This window comes from Bacillus sp. PSXD-155 (assembly GCF_049310765.1).
Lineage (GTDB): Bacteria > Bacillota > Bacilli > Bacillales > Bacillaceae_G > Bacillus_A > Bacillus_A cereus.
Window position 1 is genome coordinate 44,205 of the sequence record NZ_JBMOWC010000018.1, and the last position, 15,676, is coordinate 59,880.

The following is a 15,676-nucleotide window of genomic DNA, read 5'->3' on the forward strand; positions in this document are numbered from 1 at the left end:
AGAGTGAGGGAATACAATGTCAATGAAAAACAAAGTTGGGTTAAGCATAGAGGATGGCATTAATTTAGCTTCAGCTCAGTTTAAAGAAGATGCGTATGAAATTTATAAAGAATCGCGAAAAAAACAACCTATATTATTTGTAAACCAAGTTGAAATCGGTAAAGAATGGCTCATTACTAGATATGAAGATGCTCTGCCACTTTTAAAAGATAATCGTTTAAAAAAAGATTGGACAAATGTGTTTTCTCAAGATATAAAGAACATGTATCTTTCCGTTGATAATAGTGACCACTTAACAACACATATGCTAAATTCAGATCCACCTAACCACAGTCGTTTACGATCTTTAGTTCAAAAAGCTTTTACACCGAAGATGATTGCACAATTAGACGGAAGAATTCAGAGAATAGCAGATGATTTGATAAGTGATATAGAGCGAAAAGGTACATTAAATCTTGTGGATGATTATTCATTTCCATTACCAATTATTGTAATAAGTGAGATGCTCGGTATTCCAAAAGAAGATCAAGCGAAATTTAGGATTTGGTCTCATGCTGTTATTGCATCACCAGAAACACCTGAAGAAATAAAAGAGACCGAAAAACAACTATCTGAATTTATTACATATCTTCAATATTTAGTTGATATTAAAAGAAAAGAGCCAAAAGAAGACTTGGTGAGTGCTTTAATACTTGCAGAGAGTGAAGGGCATAAACTTAGCGCTCGGGAACTATATTCAATGATAATGCTATTAATTGTCGCAGGACATGAGACGACAGTGAATTTAATTACAAATACGGTATTAGCACTTCTTGAAAATCCAAATCAATTACAGTTATTAAAAGATAATCCAAAACTAATTGATTCGGCTATTGAGGAAGGATTGCGTTATTATTCTCCAGTTGAGGTTACAACTGCAAGATGGGCAGCGGAACCTTTTCAAATTCACCATCAAACAATACAGAAAGGAGATATGGTTATTATTGCATTGGCTTCAGCGAACCGTGATGAAACAGTATTTGAAAATCCAGAAATATTTGATATTACACGGGAGAACAACCGTCACATTGCCTTTGGTCATGGTAGTCATTTCTGCTTAGGAGCTCCACTTGCGAGGTTAGAAGCAAAGATTGCTATTACTACTTTGTTTAATCGAATGCCTGAACTAAAAATAAAAGGGAATCGTGAAGAAATTAAATGGCAAGGTAATTATTTAATGCGTTCTTTAGAGGAATTGCCTTTAACTTTCTAGAATAGTTAAAAGTAGACATGCATACATCGAAAATGATTTACATAGAGTATGTATGTGTTATTTAAATTCGAAACGGAAGGGTGAAGACATCCCAATGATCAACTAATTCTATTTGTAAGAGATCTTCGTTAAAAAACGAAATATTCTTCTGAATAGGGTTAGTCTGTACATTTATAGAAAAGGGATGTATTTCGCTCTGCGAATATATAGTCTTTTTATATGATTTGTGCTGCCTCCTGTTCAGAACATGAAATAGGAGGCTTTTTTATGTCGACAAATGTAGTAACGAAACAAAACAATGGGGTATCACAAGTATTAAAAAATCGGTTTGTTCAAGGGATTTTAGCATCAGCATTATTTTTACAAATAGGAATATGGGTTCGAAACTTTGCGGTATTACTATATGTAATGGAAATGACAAAAGGTGATGCTTTTGCAATTTCCATGATTTCAGTTGCTGAATTCGCTCCAATTTTTATTTTTTCATTTATTGGCGGTACCTTTGCTGATAGGTGGAAGCCAAAGAAGACAATGATATGGTGTGAAACGTTAAGTTCCATTTCAGTATTCGCTGTCTTAATTACGCTTATGTTTGGAACGTGGAAAATTGTGTTTTTTGTGACACTCATCTCTGCAATCCTTTCACAGTTTTCACAACCATCTGGAATGAAGTTGTTTAAACAACATTTATCAACGGAACAAATTCAATTAGCGATGTCTATATATCAAACGATATTTGCAATATTTATGGTATTAGGACCAATTCTAGGGACATTTATCTTTCATAGTTTTGGAATTTATATTTCAATCATCATAACAGGTATCTCGTTTTTACTTGCGGCAGTTGTATTGTTATTTCTTCCGAAAGATCTTGAAAACGACGTAGAAAAGAAAGATATCACTCTGCTGCAGGAGATGAAGGATGGTATTAAGTATGTCAAAAAGAAAAAAGCATTAACTTTGCTAGGGCTTTGCTTTATGGCTGCAGGACTAGGTATAGGATTAATTCAACCATTAGGTATATTTATTGTGACTGAGCAGCTAGGATTATCAAAAGAGAGTTTACAGTGGCTACTAACAGTAAATGGTGCGGGAATGATTGTTGGCGGAGCATTAGCAATGGTATTTGCGAAAAACGTTGCTCCGCAAAAGATGTTAATTATCGGTATGCTTGGTCAAGCAATTGGTATTGGCATTATAGGATATTCTACAAATTTATGGGTGACACTTACAGCTCAGCTTTTTAGTGGCTTAGCTCTTCCTTGTATCCAAATTGGTATTAATACGCTTATTATTCAAAATAGCGATACCGATTTTATAGGTCGTGTAAATGGTATTTTAAGTCCGCTATTTACCGGTTCAATGGTAGTAACGATGAGTATAGCTGGCTCATTAAAAGAGATGTTTTCATTAAGTATGATGTATGAAGGGACGGCTTTACTTTTTATAATTGGATTATTGTTTATTTTACCTATATACAATTTAAAGCCAGTAATAGCGGTAGAAAGTCAAATAAGTGGTAAAGGAAGTGCCGTACAAAATGAATCCTAATCCAAATGTTAAATACCCTATTGAAGGAAATCAAAACGTTCAATTTATAAAAAATATAATAACAAAACCTAATATACTTGTTGGTGACTATTCTTATTATGATGCGAAAGATGGAGAAACATTTGAAGATCGAGTATTACATCATTATGAATTTCTTGGAGATCGCCTTAATATTGGAAAGTTTTGTTGTATTGCATCTGGAGTTAACTTTATTATGAACGGAGCCAATCATCGGATGGATGGATTTTCGGCATATCCATTTAATATATTTGGAAATGGGTGGGAAAAGTATACACCTAGTTTGTCTGATTTACCTTATAAAGGTGATACAGTTATAGGAAATGACGTTTGGATTGGTATGGATACAACAATTATGCCCGGAATAAAAATAGGGGATGGTGCAATCATTGCAGCTAAATCTGTTGTGACTAGAGACGTCGCACCATATACAATTGTTGGTGGAAACCCTGCAAATAAAATAAAAGAGAGATTTTCAAATGAAATAATAGAAGAATTATTGCAAATTCAATGGTGGCATTTTGATATTGAAAAAATAACTGGAAATATTGATGCTATTGTACGCGGAGATATTGAACCATTAAGAAAGCTAAAAAGGGAATAAAAAATGGATGACAAATAGTATCATACCTCCGAATTTTGTTAATGATAATAGAACAAGGAGGTGTGATACTATGGCACAAGACGTTTTATGTGAAGTAAATAACTGTAAATTTTGGGCGAACGGTAATAAATGTAGTGCAGAGGCAATTTACGTAGTAAGTCATAAAGGTAAACATGCATCTACAACGGAAGAAACAGATTGCAAAACTTTCGATCCAGAAGTGTAAATGTTTGAAGGGTAGCCAAATCGTGGTTGCCCTTTTATTAATTATAGTATTGATAATAAATATCATTTTCATTCATTGTTTTTAACTTTTCTTGTTATTTTTTCATATTTTTTTCATAAGTGATGTAATCCAACTCAATTCATGTTCAATTCGTGATTTACTAAATTCAATGACTTCAGTAATAAAAGATGAGGTAACATCTAGAGACTGAATAGCAGTAAGCTGATTATGTAGTACGTTTTGACGTACAGTCAAAATCTCTTTTCTATCCTCATAGTCAAGTTTTTCAAATAGCGCAATACGAACAAGAAATTCTGTATTGTTTGTCGCAAGTTTTTCGGGAAACTCTCGTAACATTTCAGAAAAAATTTCTTCTCCTGTTTCTGTTATATCGTACATATTTCGGTTTGGTTTTCCGACTTGTTTATGTATTTTTTTCGTTATAGCACCCATATTTTCAAAGCGCCTAAGGGCAGGGTAAAGCATGTTGTGATTTAATTCGAAATTTTCACCTAAACGATTTTGAACATTTTTTTTAATTTCATATCCATGTTTTGGTCCTGTCGTTAATTCTGCTAGTAGTAAAATGTCAACGTACATAAAAATCCCCCTTATATATTTCTCAAGTTCTCTAATGAAAAATCCCCTTTGGTATATGTTAAAATAACATATGATAGTTTATACAACTTTGGACTGCCGACCTATCACTTTTATTGTAAAAGAAAAGGGAGGAAAGAACTATGGCTTCACCTGAAAATGTTATTTTAGTTCATGAAATTTCAAAGCTGAAAACAAAAGAAGAATTATGGAATCCATATGAATGGTATCGTTTGATGAGGGATAATCACCCAGTTCATTATGATGAAGAGCAGGATGTATGGAATGTTTTTTTATATGATGATGTAAATCGTGTTTTATCAGATTATCGCTTATTTTCAAGTAGAAGGGAGCGCAGACAATTCTCAATCCCTCCTTTAGAAACTAGAATAAATATAAACTCTACAGATCCACCAGAACATCGCAATGTACGTTCCATTGTTTCTAAAGCATTTACTCCAAGAAGTTTAGAACAGTGGAAACCTCGAATACAGACTATCGCAGATGAACTTGTACAACATATCGAAAAATGTAGTGAAGTTAATATCGTTGAACAGTTTGCTGCACCTTTACCTGTTACCGTTATTTCCGATTTATTAGGAGTCCCAACAACAGATCGTAAAAAAATTAAAGAATGGTCTGATATTTTATTTATGCCGTATAGTAAAGAAAAGTTTAATGATCTGGATGCCGAGAAAGGGATAGCATTACATGAATTCAAAGCATACCTTCTACCGATTGTTCAGGAAAAGAGATATCATTTAACCGATGATATCATTTCTGATTTAATTCGAGCTGAATATGAAGGCGAAAGATTAACCGATGAAGAAATTGTAACCTTTTCATTAGGTTTACTAGCGGCTGGGAATGAAACCACTACAAATTTAATTATTAATAGCTTTTATTGCTTTTTAGTAGATTCACCTGGAATTTATGAAGAGTTAAGAAAAGAACCTAACTTAATTTTAAAAGCGATTGAGGAAGTATTACGCTATCGCTTTCCTGTTACATTGGCCCGGAGGATTACAGAGGATACAAATATATTTGGTCCTTTCATGAAAAAGAATCAGATGATTGTTGCGTGGGTTAGTGCAGCGAATTTAGATGAGAAAAAATTTTCACAAGCCTCTCAATTTAATGTACATCGAACAGGAAATGAAAAGCATTTAACCTTTGGGAAAGGTCCTCACTTTTGCTTAGGAGCACCACTTGCACGTTTAGAAGCTGAGATTGCATTAACTACCTTTATAAATGCTTTTGAAAAAATAGAGCTATCTCCATCTTTCTGTTTAGAAAAATGTATATTGGAAAATGAACAAACATTAAAATACTTACCTATTCGATTGAAAGCCAAATAAAAATCTTAACAAGGTGCATACATTTGCATCTTGTTTTTTTGTTTCTCAATTGTGAGTTTTCGGCAATTACCTTAATATGGAATTGTATAAAACGTAGAGGAGGATTCTTATGTTGACTTGTAATGGAAGTAAATCATTTCAAAAGTTTATTAAAGGTGTTACAAATCTTATGGAAAACGGTTTATTTGAAGAAGAAATAGTGTGTGGCATTGAAAAATTACTAGAAGAACTTTTAGAAAAGAAAACATGGCTTCCGTTAGAAAAACAGAAGGCCAATTTGACCCAATATGCAAGACATTTATTGTATGAAGATCCGCTCAAACGTTTTGAAGTACTAGCTCTCGTATGGAAAGATGGACAATCTACACCTTTACATGATCATGACGGCACATGGGGAGTAGAAGGCGTTTTTTCAGGAAGGATAATGGTACAGAACTTTATACAAACGAAACAACTTGGAAATTCACTTGTTTATTTAACACATACAGGAAATCTTTATTTGGGAGAAGGAGAAACTGATAAAGTAATTCCACCAGCAGATTGTCATATTCTTGAAATTAGCGAAAATGAAAGCGTTATTACGATTCATGTCTATGGAAAACGATTAGAAAAGTTTAAAGTATATATCCCAACTGAAGAAAAAAACGTGTACATGTGTGAGACAAAATACATTAGTTATAATTCATAGTTTAAAATCCAAAGCTTTTTTAAAAAGAAAAGCTTTGGATTTTATTTTTAATTATTTCTTGACCTGAAACGCTTTTCATAAATTATAAATAAGAAGTACCTCACGAGGATTGTATGGAAACGATACCTAATAATTAATTAGAACTCGTGTATTTATAGAAAGTGGTGAAGAAATAATGAAATTAATCGCAATTGATTTAGATGGAACTCTTCTTTCGGGGAATAAAATGATAAGTAAAGAAAATGCAGAAGCAATTCGAACATGTCAAGAAGCTGGCCATGTTGTAGCAATTTGTACAGGACGTTCTATTGTTGACATTGAGCGATTATTGTTAGAAGTTAATTTAGAGTGTCCAATCATTGCGGAAAATGGGGCTCTTATATATAAAGATAAAAAAATGATGAAGAGATATCCAATTCAAAATATGCAGGCACTTGAAATTGTAGAATATCTTGAAGAGAATGGTTTATATTATCAGCTTTATACTGATAAAGGTGTGTATGTACCGGATTATGGAGTAGAGAGTGTACGTAATGAAATTGAGTATGTGAAGAATTCAAAAGAAAATTTCGACTTGAAAGAGTTAGAAACAATCGCAGCATTATATCTTGAGCATACAGCGTTTCATAGTGCGGAAAGTTGTAAACCAATTGTAGAAACAGATATACATGTGCATAAACTATTACCATTTTCTTATGATATTGAGAAATTAAAAAAACTAAAAGAAACATTTCTTCATAATACAGATTTAGCAATTACATCTTCATATTGGCACAATTTAGAGATTAATCATCGAGATGCTCAAAAAGGGAATGGATTATATACTTTAGCAGAACATCTTAATATTCCGGTTGAAAACACTGTAGCGATAGGTGATGGATTAAACGATGTTTCTATGATGGAAAAAGCGAATATATCAATTGCAATGGGAAATGCAGTTGAAGAAATAAAAGCAATGTGTAAATACGAAACGTTATCAAATGAAGAACATGGTGTGGCACATGCTTTATATAAATATGTAATGTAATTAAAAAAAGAAAAAAGAATCCAAATGGATTCTTTTTTCTTTTTTATTAGGGGTAAGGTATTCTATGAGATTCATAGAAGCCTTATTACATTTCATTATATAGAATATATTGGAATAAATGTGTATATTTTTCATAAAAATTGTGAATATTTTATGAACTTTATACTTATTGCATGTTTATACCGCTATTAGTGACGCGTATGACTCTCAAGTGAAAATTCAGTGAATGTAAGGAGGAATTCAAGTTAGCTAGACAATAAATGAGGAATGGACGAAATATATTCTTTTCTTGTTTTAATTGAAAAATAAAATTTGTTCGAATAATTATTCTACAGCTATATACCTACACTAGCTTTCTTCGTATAATGGAGAAGTATGAATTTTAGATTTGTATTAATTTTACATATTGAGGTGAACAAAGAATGAATTCGCGGCTAATGGAACTTATTGATGTGAGTACAATAGAAACCATGGCAGAACAATTTTATAAATTAACTAACATATCACATCAACTTCTTGATGCTGAAAAAGAGTGTGTTTTTTCATTCGGAATGAATGAAATAAAAAAGAGTAAACTTCCAAAGATTGAAATCCCCATTTTCTTATACAATCAACATTTAGGATCTTTTGTTGTATGGTCCAAAAAAAGTGAAATTTTCAGTTGTCAAAAATACTTTGAAATGCTCTCAAGTTTAATTTTAGATGGTGCAATAAAAGTATTTCAAAGTAAAAATACAACGTTGCTTTCTCGGAAAGAGGAGGAACTACATACGATTTTACAAAACATGCCTGTTATGGTCGATGCGCTTGATTATAATGGAGATTTTGTTTTGTGGAACCGAGAATGCGAAATCGTAACAGGTTATACCGCTGAAGAAATAATTGGAAATCCAAATGCACTGCAATTATTGTATCCTGATCATAATTATCGCCATCAAATACAAAAGAAATTTTTAACTTGTGGAAAAAATTTCAGAGATTGGGAAATGCACTTAACATGTAAAAATGGTGAAATCAAAACAATAATGTGGTCGAATATCTCAGAACAGTTTCCTGTAACAGGATATAGTTATTGGGCTGTTGGTGTAGATATTACGCATTTAAAAGCGATAGAAGAGCAGTTAAAACAACAAACATCTGAACTGGAATTAATTTTTAAAGCTTTACCAGATTTATGTTTCTTAACAGAAGATGATGGCACGATTATTGATTACAAGGCAGGATCTCCTACGAAGTTTTACGTACCCGCAGAAGCTTTTATGGGAAAAAAGTTTTACGAAGTATTACCATCTTCAGTAGCACAGCAGTTTCAGGAAGCCATTAATCAAGTGAAGGAAAAAGGAACGAATGTAATTGTAGAATATCCACTCACACTTAATGGAAGTATTGATTTCTTTGAAGCTAGGTGCTTACCATTATTACGTGATAAAATTATGATTATTGTACGCGACATTACAGAGCGAAAAAAGACAGAAGAATTGTTAAACAAATCAGATACGCTTGCAGCAATTGGTCAATTAGCAGCTGGCGTAGCTCATGAAGTAAGAAATCCTTTAACTGTAATTAAAGGTTTTATACAGTTATTCCAAATTAATAAAGAAGATCAAGAAAGATATTTTGATCTTATGCTTTCTGAAATTGAAAGGATAGAAGCGATCCTGCAAGAATTTCTGTCAATTGCTAAAACAGATGAAATAAATACAGAAAAGAAAAATATTTATCAAATTTTTAAAAATGTCGTATCGTTAATGAATACAAAAGCAATTATGACAAATATTCAAGTTGAACTATTTACGGATGACAAAGATATAATTATTGAATGCTCAGAAAATCAATTGAAACAAGTATTTATTAATATTTTGCAAAATTCAATCGAAGCTATGCCAAATGGTGGGGAAATTTCAATTCACATAAAAGAAATAAATGATGATGGTGTCATCATTCATGTAATAGATGAAGGAATAGGAATACCTGAAGAAAGAATTAAGAGATTAGGTGAACCTTTTTATAGTACGAAAGAAAAAGGGACTGGTATTGGATTAATGTTAAGTTATAAAATTATTGAAAGTCATCAAGGGACAATTAGTATCATGAGTGAGGTTGGTGTCGGGACAACAGTAACTATTTACTTACCGAAAGTACTAAGTAAACAATCTCTTTCTAATTGTGACGACAAATGTATACCAATACGCACTAGTAGTAATTCTTAAATCAATTAATACCCAATAACAAAGCGATTAGTGAAAACTAAGCTTTTTGTTATTGGGTATTTTTTATATTTAATTTAGTAAACTTTACCTTTTCTTTACCTTTGTTTTAATTTCTATTAAGTTTTAAACATTATATTAATATTTGTACAAAGCAATGTATAGAAATTGTACATTACTTTTAATATAGAAATGTGATTATTATTTGAAATATTGTAAGGAGGAGATTATGACAAGGTGAAAAAGCAAGAGAAGAAAAGTGGTAGAGTAGTACCTCTCCGGTTAAATATTTTATTCCTTTGTGTATTTTTATTATTTTCTGGCATTATTATTCAGTTAGGGAAAGTGCAAATTTTTGATGGAGAAACATATAAAAATGAAGTAGAGAAGAGAGAAAATGCAACCGTGGGCCTTTCTGTACCACGTGGGAAAATATTTGATCGTGAAGGAAATCCGGTAGTTGATAATAAGTCTTTACGTACGATTACATATACAAAGGTGAAAGGTGTAAAACAAGAAGAAATATTAAAATCAGCAAGACAACTTGCAGATATTATTGAAATGCCACAAGAAGATATAGATAAGTTAACTGAGACTGATAAGAAAGACTTTTGGATGCAATTAAATCCAGAACTTGCTCAAGACTTAGTATCAAAAAAAGAAATAGATAAGTTCCGAGATAAGGATATTACCGGAAAAGAGCTAGACAAAAAAATAGAAGATTTAAAAAGGAAACGCGTTACAGATAAAAATCTTCAAGAACTAACGGCTAAAGATATAGAAGTGTTAGCTATTAAAAGTAAAATGACCTCAGGTTTTCAAATGGCACCTCAAATTATTAAAAAGGACGTTAGTGAACAGGAATATGCGGTGATTAGTGAAAATTTAGCGAACCTTCCAGGAGTAGACGCATCAGTTGATTGGGAGAGAATCTATGTAAATGATGGATTATTCCGTTCTGTCCTTGGTAACGTTTCAAATGCTGATGAAGGATTGCCACGTGAACGATTAGATTATTATTTAGTGCGTGATTATAGCCGAAATGATAGGGTCGGCAAAAGTTATATCGAACAGCAATACGAAGATGTACTTCATGGTACAAAAAAAGAAGTAAGAAGCATTGCTGATAAACAAGGAAATACTATTAGAACGGAAACTGTTACTGAAGGGAAAAGCGGTAAAAATTTAACTTTAACAATAGATATGGAATTGCAAAAAAAAGTAGAGGAGAGCATAGAAAAAATATTAAAACAATATAAAGGATCAGAATCAATGTTAGACCGTGCTTTCGTAGTGATGATGAATCCGAAAAATGGCCAAGTATTATCAATGGCTGGGAAAAGGCTTGTAGAAAAAGATGGGAAAATGGAAGTAGAAGATTATGCTTTAGGCACGCTGACAAGTTCATATGAGCTTGGATCAACGGTTAAAGGTGCGACAGTTTTAACAGGGTTTGAAACAAATGCAATAACTCCTGGAACACATTTTTATGATGCACCTATGAAGTTTAAAGGAACCAAGGAAAAGAAGTCTTGGAAAAATTTTGGTGATATAGACGATCTAAGAGCGTTACAAGTTTCTTCAAACGTTTATATGTTTAATATAGCATTGAAAATTGCTGGCGTGGATTATGTAAAAAATAGTTCGCTAGATATTAAACAAGAATATTTTGATAAAATGAGGTATTATTTCAGGCAATTTGGACTAGGCGTACAAACTGGTATTGATTTACCAAATGAAACTGCAGGACAAATTGGAAGAAAAGATAATCAGCCTGGTTTCTTATTAGATTATTCTATTGGACAATATGATACGTATACACCACTTCAGCTTGCACAATATATTTCGACTATCGCAAATGGAGGGTATCGAATGAAACCACAAATTGTTCAAGAGATTAGAGAACAAACCGTTCAAAAAGATGAGGTTGGTAAAGTAGTACAATCAATAGAACCCGTTGTTTTAAATAGAATCGATATGAAACAAGAATATATTAATCAAGTAAAAGAAGGATTTAGAAAAGTATTTCAAGAAGGAGATGGAACGGGAGTAAGAGCGTTCCAAAAAGCACCATATAAACCAGCTGGTAAAACAGGGACCGCACAAACTGTATATGGTGGAGAAAATGAAATTGGGCGAAATGCGAAAGGCGATCGTAGAGAATGTTATAACTTAACATTGGCTGGATATGCGCCATATGATGATCCAGAAGTAGCATTTTCTGTTGTAGTACCGTGGGTTGAAAATGATAAATCGGGCATTAACTCCGATATTGGAAAAGAAGTTTTAGATGCTTATTTTGATTTGAAAAATAAGCGATTAACTGATGAAGCGCCAAAAACAGATGCCTCTAAAGAGAATTAAAATGAACGAAACGTCTCTAGCATTCATGTGAACTAGAGGCGTTTTTATCTGGGGATAGATTAGAAATGAGGTATATATGAAGCTGTTTATTCTAAAATATTGGAGGAACATATGTAGCTACATATTAATTATAATAGGGGTTATTTTTATTAATAAGTCCTTTTTATTTTGTATGGTAGAAGGAATTTCGATGCAACCTACTTTGAATGAAAAAGATTATATACTTGTTAATAAGGTAAACGTCTGTTTATCGTCTTTTCATCATGGAGATGTTGTCATTATAAAAAAAGAAGACGAGCCTACTTACTATGTGAAACGAATTATTGGATTATCGGGGGATAATATACAACTAAAAAAGGATGAGGTATTTATTAACGGTAAAAAGCGTGATGAGTCGTATATAAATTTAGATATGTCACAAGTATCCAATCGTTTTTCAAATTTTAGAGAAATAAAAGTTCCTACGCATAAATTATTTGTGTTAGGTGATAATCGTAATCATAGTAAAGATAGTAGGAATACACTTGGACTTATTGATGAGTCAAATATAATAGGTAAAGTAGAAATGGTATTTTATCCATTTGATCATATAAAATGGATAAAATAATTCTATTAACTATTCACGTTTTATAAAATCAATCATATATTAATAGCATAGGACAAGCAGAAAAGCTTGTTCTAACCTCACAGAACACTCCTTATCACGGTTAGGCATCTACATAGGTAGATGCTTTTTTTATGTTGATGACTGAAAATTATTTATCAATATAATGTAGCAAGCATATTAGGACTATTAGGGGAAGATTACTTGTACAAATAACAGTATGCTTAATTAAAACAGTGAAATATAAGGAGTGAGGAATAAGTGCTAAATATTTTAGTGGTTAATTTTCCAGCAGAGGGACATGTAAACCCTACATTAAATTTAGTAAAAGCCTTTACTGAACGAGGGGATCACGTACATTATATTACAACGGCAAACTTTAAGGATAGAATTGAAGATTTAGGAGCTACTGTACATACTCACCCGGATCTATTAAAGGAGATTTCTATTGATGCTGAAACCTCATCTGGGTTAAATGCTTTCTTTCATGTGCATGTTCAAACTGCTTTATATATATTAGAAATTACGAAACAATTATGTGAAAGTATAAATTTTGATTTCGTAATTTATGATATATTTGGCGCGGGAGAGTTAGTAAAGGAGTATTTACAAGTTCCAGGTGTAGTTTCCTCACCTATATTTTTAATTCCTTCAGAGTTTTTGAAGACATTACCTTTTCATCCAAATGCAGATATACCATTCCAACCAGAGGAGATCTCTGAAAAATTACTAAATCAGATGGAACATAAATTTGGAGTAAAACCAAAGAATAATCTTCAATTTATGAATAATAAGGGTGATGTTTGTTTTGTATACACAAGTCGTTATTTCCAACCTAATAGCGAATCGTTCGGAGAAAATAACATTTTTATTGGACCGAGCATTTCAAAGCGTAAAACAAATATAAAGTTTCCACTGGAATCACTTAAAGAGAAGAAAGTTATTTACATTTCAATGGGAACACTGCTTGAAGGACTCGAATCATTCTTTAATACTTGTATTGATACTTTTTCAGATTTTGATGGGATAGTTGTAATGGCAATTGGTGATAGAAATGATATTTCAAAAATAAAGCAAGCGCCAGATAATTTTATAATTGCTCCATACGTACCTCAATCAGAAATATTAAATGAAGCAGATGTTTTTATTACACATGGTGGTATGAATAGCGTACACGATGCCATTCATTATAATGTCCCATTTGTAATAATACCGCATGATAAAGATCAGCCTATGATAGCGCAAAGATTAACTGAGCTTGAAGCGGCACATAGACTATTGAAAGAACATGTTAATGTGCACACTTTAAAAGAGGCTGTAATAGATGTTCTTTCAAATGAAAAGTATAAACATGGTATAAGAAAACTTAATGATAGCTTTTTAGAATGTGGTGGTTCAAAAGAAGCAATTGCAGTTATTGAATCTCTTTTAAATAAAGTAAAACTTTAATCGGTAGGGATTTTACTACCCATAAATAGCGGGATAAATAGTCGTAACTGTATACAAGCATAGAGGTTCTCACCTTTATGCTTGTATATTCTTATCCAGCAAATTGCACAGCAGTATTTGCATGTAAAAAAGCAGTATCAAAAACGGGAACAGTAAGATCATTTTGGGAGATGAGTAAAGGTATTTCAGTACAGCCTAATAATATACCTTCAGCGCCGTTTTGAATTAATGATTTTGTAATTTGTAATAACTTTTCTTTAGATGTTTCTGAAATGATCCCTCTACTTAATTCATCTAATATGACATGGTGGATAAAGGTTCTTTCCTCTTCATTTGGGATAATTGTCTCAATGTTATATTTCGCTAATCGTGATTTATAGAAATCTTGCTCCATCGTTTGTTTTGTTCCTAATAGTCCGATACGTTTTATATTCTGTTCTACCATTTCTTTAGCACTTACATCACCAATGTGAAGAAGCGGGATAGATATTGCTTGTTCTACCTCCTCGGCAAATAGATGTACAGTATTTGAACACATTAATAAACATTCAGCCCCAGATTTTTCAACTTTCTTTGCAACTGTAACTAGTTCATTTTTCACTTCTTCATATTGATGGTTTTGTAATAAAGTAGTTACTTCACCAAAATCCATACTATATAAAACTAACTTTGCATTTTGATCGTATTGAGAGAGTGTAAGTGTATTAATATGTTTATAGTATAATGATGTAGATTCCCAACTTAATCCTCCAATCAAACCAATAACTTTCATAATGCATTCCTCCCGAAACGATTTTGAATTTATTATTTCATAATTCCGATAAGAATACAATGATTTAAATGATCCATTTAACAAAAAATAAAAATAGTAAGAAAAGTGTTGAAATTTATATTCTTTAGTGCCATAATACGAATTACAAATTAATACTTATCCAGAGAGGTGGAGGGAACGGCCCTAAGAAACCTCAGCAACCCCTATGCAATTTTATAGGAAGGTGCTAATTCCGCAGAGGACACGTTGTGTTTTTTGAAAGATAAGAGGATTCTTGAACGTGAAAGAAAATGACCTCTTATATAAGAGGTCATTTTTTGTTGTATAGAAAGGGAGTGTAGATGCATAATTCATTTTTAAATTAAATATAGAGTAATAAAAGTTGACTAATATGAGAGGGGAATTGTAATGAACAAATTATCAACAAAGTTAGTAGTAGCAATCGGTATTGGAGCAGCATTATACGGGATATTAGGACTTTGGGGATTTTCTATTGCACCGAATACATTTATTAAACCAGCATTAGCTATATTAACTGTTTTTGGAGCATTATTTGGTCCAGTGGCAGGACTGTTAATCGGACTTATCGGTCATACCGTAACAGATACGATTGCTGGATGGGGGATTTGGTGGGGCTGGGTTATTAGTTCAGGGATTATTGGTTTTTCGATGGGTCTTATTCAAAAAAGAGTTGGTTTTAGTGTGAAAAACGGGTCGTTTAACAAGGGGGATATTTCTTATTTAGCAATTACTGGGCTAGTTGGTATTGTCATTGCTATTATATTTGCTGGGGCATTCGATATTATTGTGATGGGAGAACCATTTGACAAAATTGTTATCCAAGTATTAGGAGCAACAATTTCCGATGTTATCGTTTTCTTAGTACTTGGATTGCCACTTACAATTGGCTTGGCAAAATCTAATAAGAAACATACACATTTAAAAATTGAAAAGTAGGG

At 32.3% G+C, this 15,676-nt stretch carries 14 protein-coding genes and 1 riboswitch; of the genes, 12 read left to right on the forward strand and 2 right to left on the reverse strand.

Features of this window, described 5'->3' with window-relative positions; all coding sequences use genetic code 11:
- The first annotated feature begins 16 nt into the window (after positions 1 to 16).
- The 4 genes from ACO6VI_RS19740 to ACO6VI_RS19755 all read left to right on the forward strand — a co-directional run bounded on the left by ACO6VI_RS19740 (position 17) and on the right by ACO6VI_RS19755 (position 3,651).
- Positions 17 to 1,252 carry a cytochrome P450 family protein gene (locus ACO6VI_RS19740; protein WP_063547412.1) on the forward strand — a complete coding sequence of 412 codons (1,236 nt, stop codon included), beginning with the start codon at positions 17 to 19 and terminating at the stop codon, positions 1,250 to 1,252.
- Positions 1,253 to 1,519: 267 nt separating this feature from the next.
- The gene (locus tag ACO6VI_RS19745; RefSeq protein ID WP_023522056.1) at positions 1,520 to 2,803 is read left to right on the forward strand and encodes an MFS transporter; all 1,284 of its coding nucleotides are present in this window, start codon (positions 1,520 to 1,522) and stop codon (positions 2,801 to 2,803) included.
- Positions 2,793 to 3,425, forward strand: coding sequence for a Vat family streptogramin A O-acetyltransferase (locus ACO6VI_RS19750; RefSeq protein ID WP_063547414.1), 633 nt, complete (start codon positions 2,793 to 2,795; stop codon positions 3,423 to 3,425). The genes ACO6VI_RS19745 and ACO6VI_RS19750 overlap by 11 nt, the downstream gene beginning before the upstream one ends.
- 70 nt (positions 3,426 to 3,495) lie before the next feature.
- Positions 3,496 to 3,651 carry a DUF1540 domain-containing protein gene (locus tag ACO6VI_RS19755; protein WP_000046095.1) on the forward strand — a complete coding sequence of 52 codons (156 nt, stop codon included), beginning with the start codon at positions 3,496 to 3,498 and terminating at the stop codon, positions 3,649 to 3,651.
- A 102-nt stretch (positions 3,652 to 3,753) separates the two neighbouring features.
- Here ACO6VI_RS19755 and ACO6VI_RS19760 read toward each other — a convergent pair whose 3' ends face one another.
- Positions 3,754 to 4,251 carry a PadR family transcriptional regulator gene (locus ACO6VI_RS19760; RefSeq protein ID WP_000289124.1) on the reverse strand — a complete coding sequence of 166 codons (498 nt, stop codon included), beginning with the start codon at positions 4,249 to 4,251 and terminating at the stop codon, positions 3,754 to 3,756.
- A gap of 140 nt (positions 4,252 to 4,391) precedes the next feature.
- Between ACO6VI_RS19760 and ACO6VI_RS19765 the strand changes: the two genes are divergently transcribed.
- From ACO6VI_RS19765 to ACO6VI_RS19795, 7 genes are all read left to right on the forward strand, one after another.
- On the forward strand, positions 4,392 to 5,606 hold the full coding sequence (locus ACO6VI_RS19765) for a cytochrome P450 (RefSeq protein ID WP_065483785.1): 1,215 nt from the start codon (positions 4,392 to 4,394) through the stop codon (positions 5,604 to 5,606).
- A gap of 109 nt (positions 5,607 to 5,715) precedes the next feature.
- Positions 5,716 to 6,294 (forward strand): cysteine dioxygenase family protein, encoded by a 579-nt coding sequence (locus tag ACO6VI_RS19770; protein ID WP_000954443.1) that lies wholly within the window; start codon positions 5,716 to 5,718, stop codon positions 6,292 to 6,294.
- A gap of 175 nt (positions 6,295 to 6,469) precedes the next feature.
- Complete coding sequence (locus ACO6VI_RS19775; protein ID WP_000766393.1) at positions 6,470 to 7,321, forward strand: Cof-type HAD-IIB family hydrolase; 852 nt, start codon at positions 6,470 to 6,472, stop codon at positions 7,319 to 7,321.
- A 422-nt stretch (positions 7,322 to 7,743) separates the two neighbouring features.
- The gene (locus tag ACO6VI_RS19780) at positions 7,744 to 9,531 is read left to right on the forward strand and encodes a PAS domain-containing sensor histidine kinase (protein ID WP_001088549.1); all 1,788 of its coding nucleotides are present in this window, start codon (positions 7,744 to 7,746) and stop codon (positions 9,529 to 9,531) included.
- 234 nt (positions 9,532 to 9,765) lie between these two features.
- Positions 9,766 to 11,892, forward strand: a complete 2,127-nt coding sequence (locus ACO6VI_RS19785) for a peptidoglycan D,D-transpeptidase FtsI family protein (RefSeq protein ID WP_063547416.1) — start codon at positions 9,766 to 9,768, stop codon at positions 11,890 to 11,892.
- A gap of 76 nt (positions 11,893 to 11,968) precedes the next feature.
- Positions 11,969 to 12,499 (forward strand): signal peptidase I, encoded by a 531-nt coding sequence (gene lepB / locus ACO6VI_RS19790; RefSeq protein ID WP_043924669.1) that lies wholly within the window; start codon positions 11,969 to 11,971, stop codon positions 12,497 to 12,499.
- 258 nt (positions 12,500 to 12,757) lie between these two features.
- Positions 12,758 to 13,945 carry a macrolide family glycosyltransferase gene (locus tag ACO6VI_RS19795; protein WP_063547417.1) on the forward strand — a complete coding sequence of 396 codons (1,188 nt, stop codon included), beginning with the start codon at positions 12,758 to 12,760 and terminating at the stop codon, positions 13,943 to 13,945.
- 91 nt (positions 13,946 to 14,036) lie between these two features.
- Here ACO6VI_RS19795 and ACO6VI_RS19800 read toward each other — a convergent pair whose 3' ends face one another.
- Positions 14,037 to 14,717, reverse strand: a complete 681-nt coding sequence (locus tag ACO6VI_RS19800) for an aspartate/glutamate racemase family protein (protein WP_063547418.1) — start codon at positions 14,715 to 14,717, stop codon at positions 14,037 to 14,039.
- Between the two features lie 153 nt (positions 14,718 to 14,870).
- Positions 14,871 to 14,986, forward strand: a riboswitch (SAM riboswitch).
- Positions 14,987 to 15,125: 139 nt separating this feature from the next.
- Between ACO6VI_RS19800 and ACO6VI_RS19805 the strand changes: the two genes are divergently transcribed.
- The gene (locus ACO6VI_RS19805) at positions 15,126 to 15,674 is read left to right on the forward strand and encodes an ECF-type riboflavin transporter substrate-binding protein (protein WP_001038210.1); all 549 of its coding nucleotides are present in this window, start codon (positions 15,126 to 15,128) and stop codon (positions 15,672 to 15,674) included.
- Positions 15,675 to 15,676: the final 2 nt, after the last annotated feature.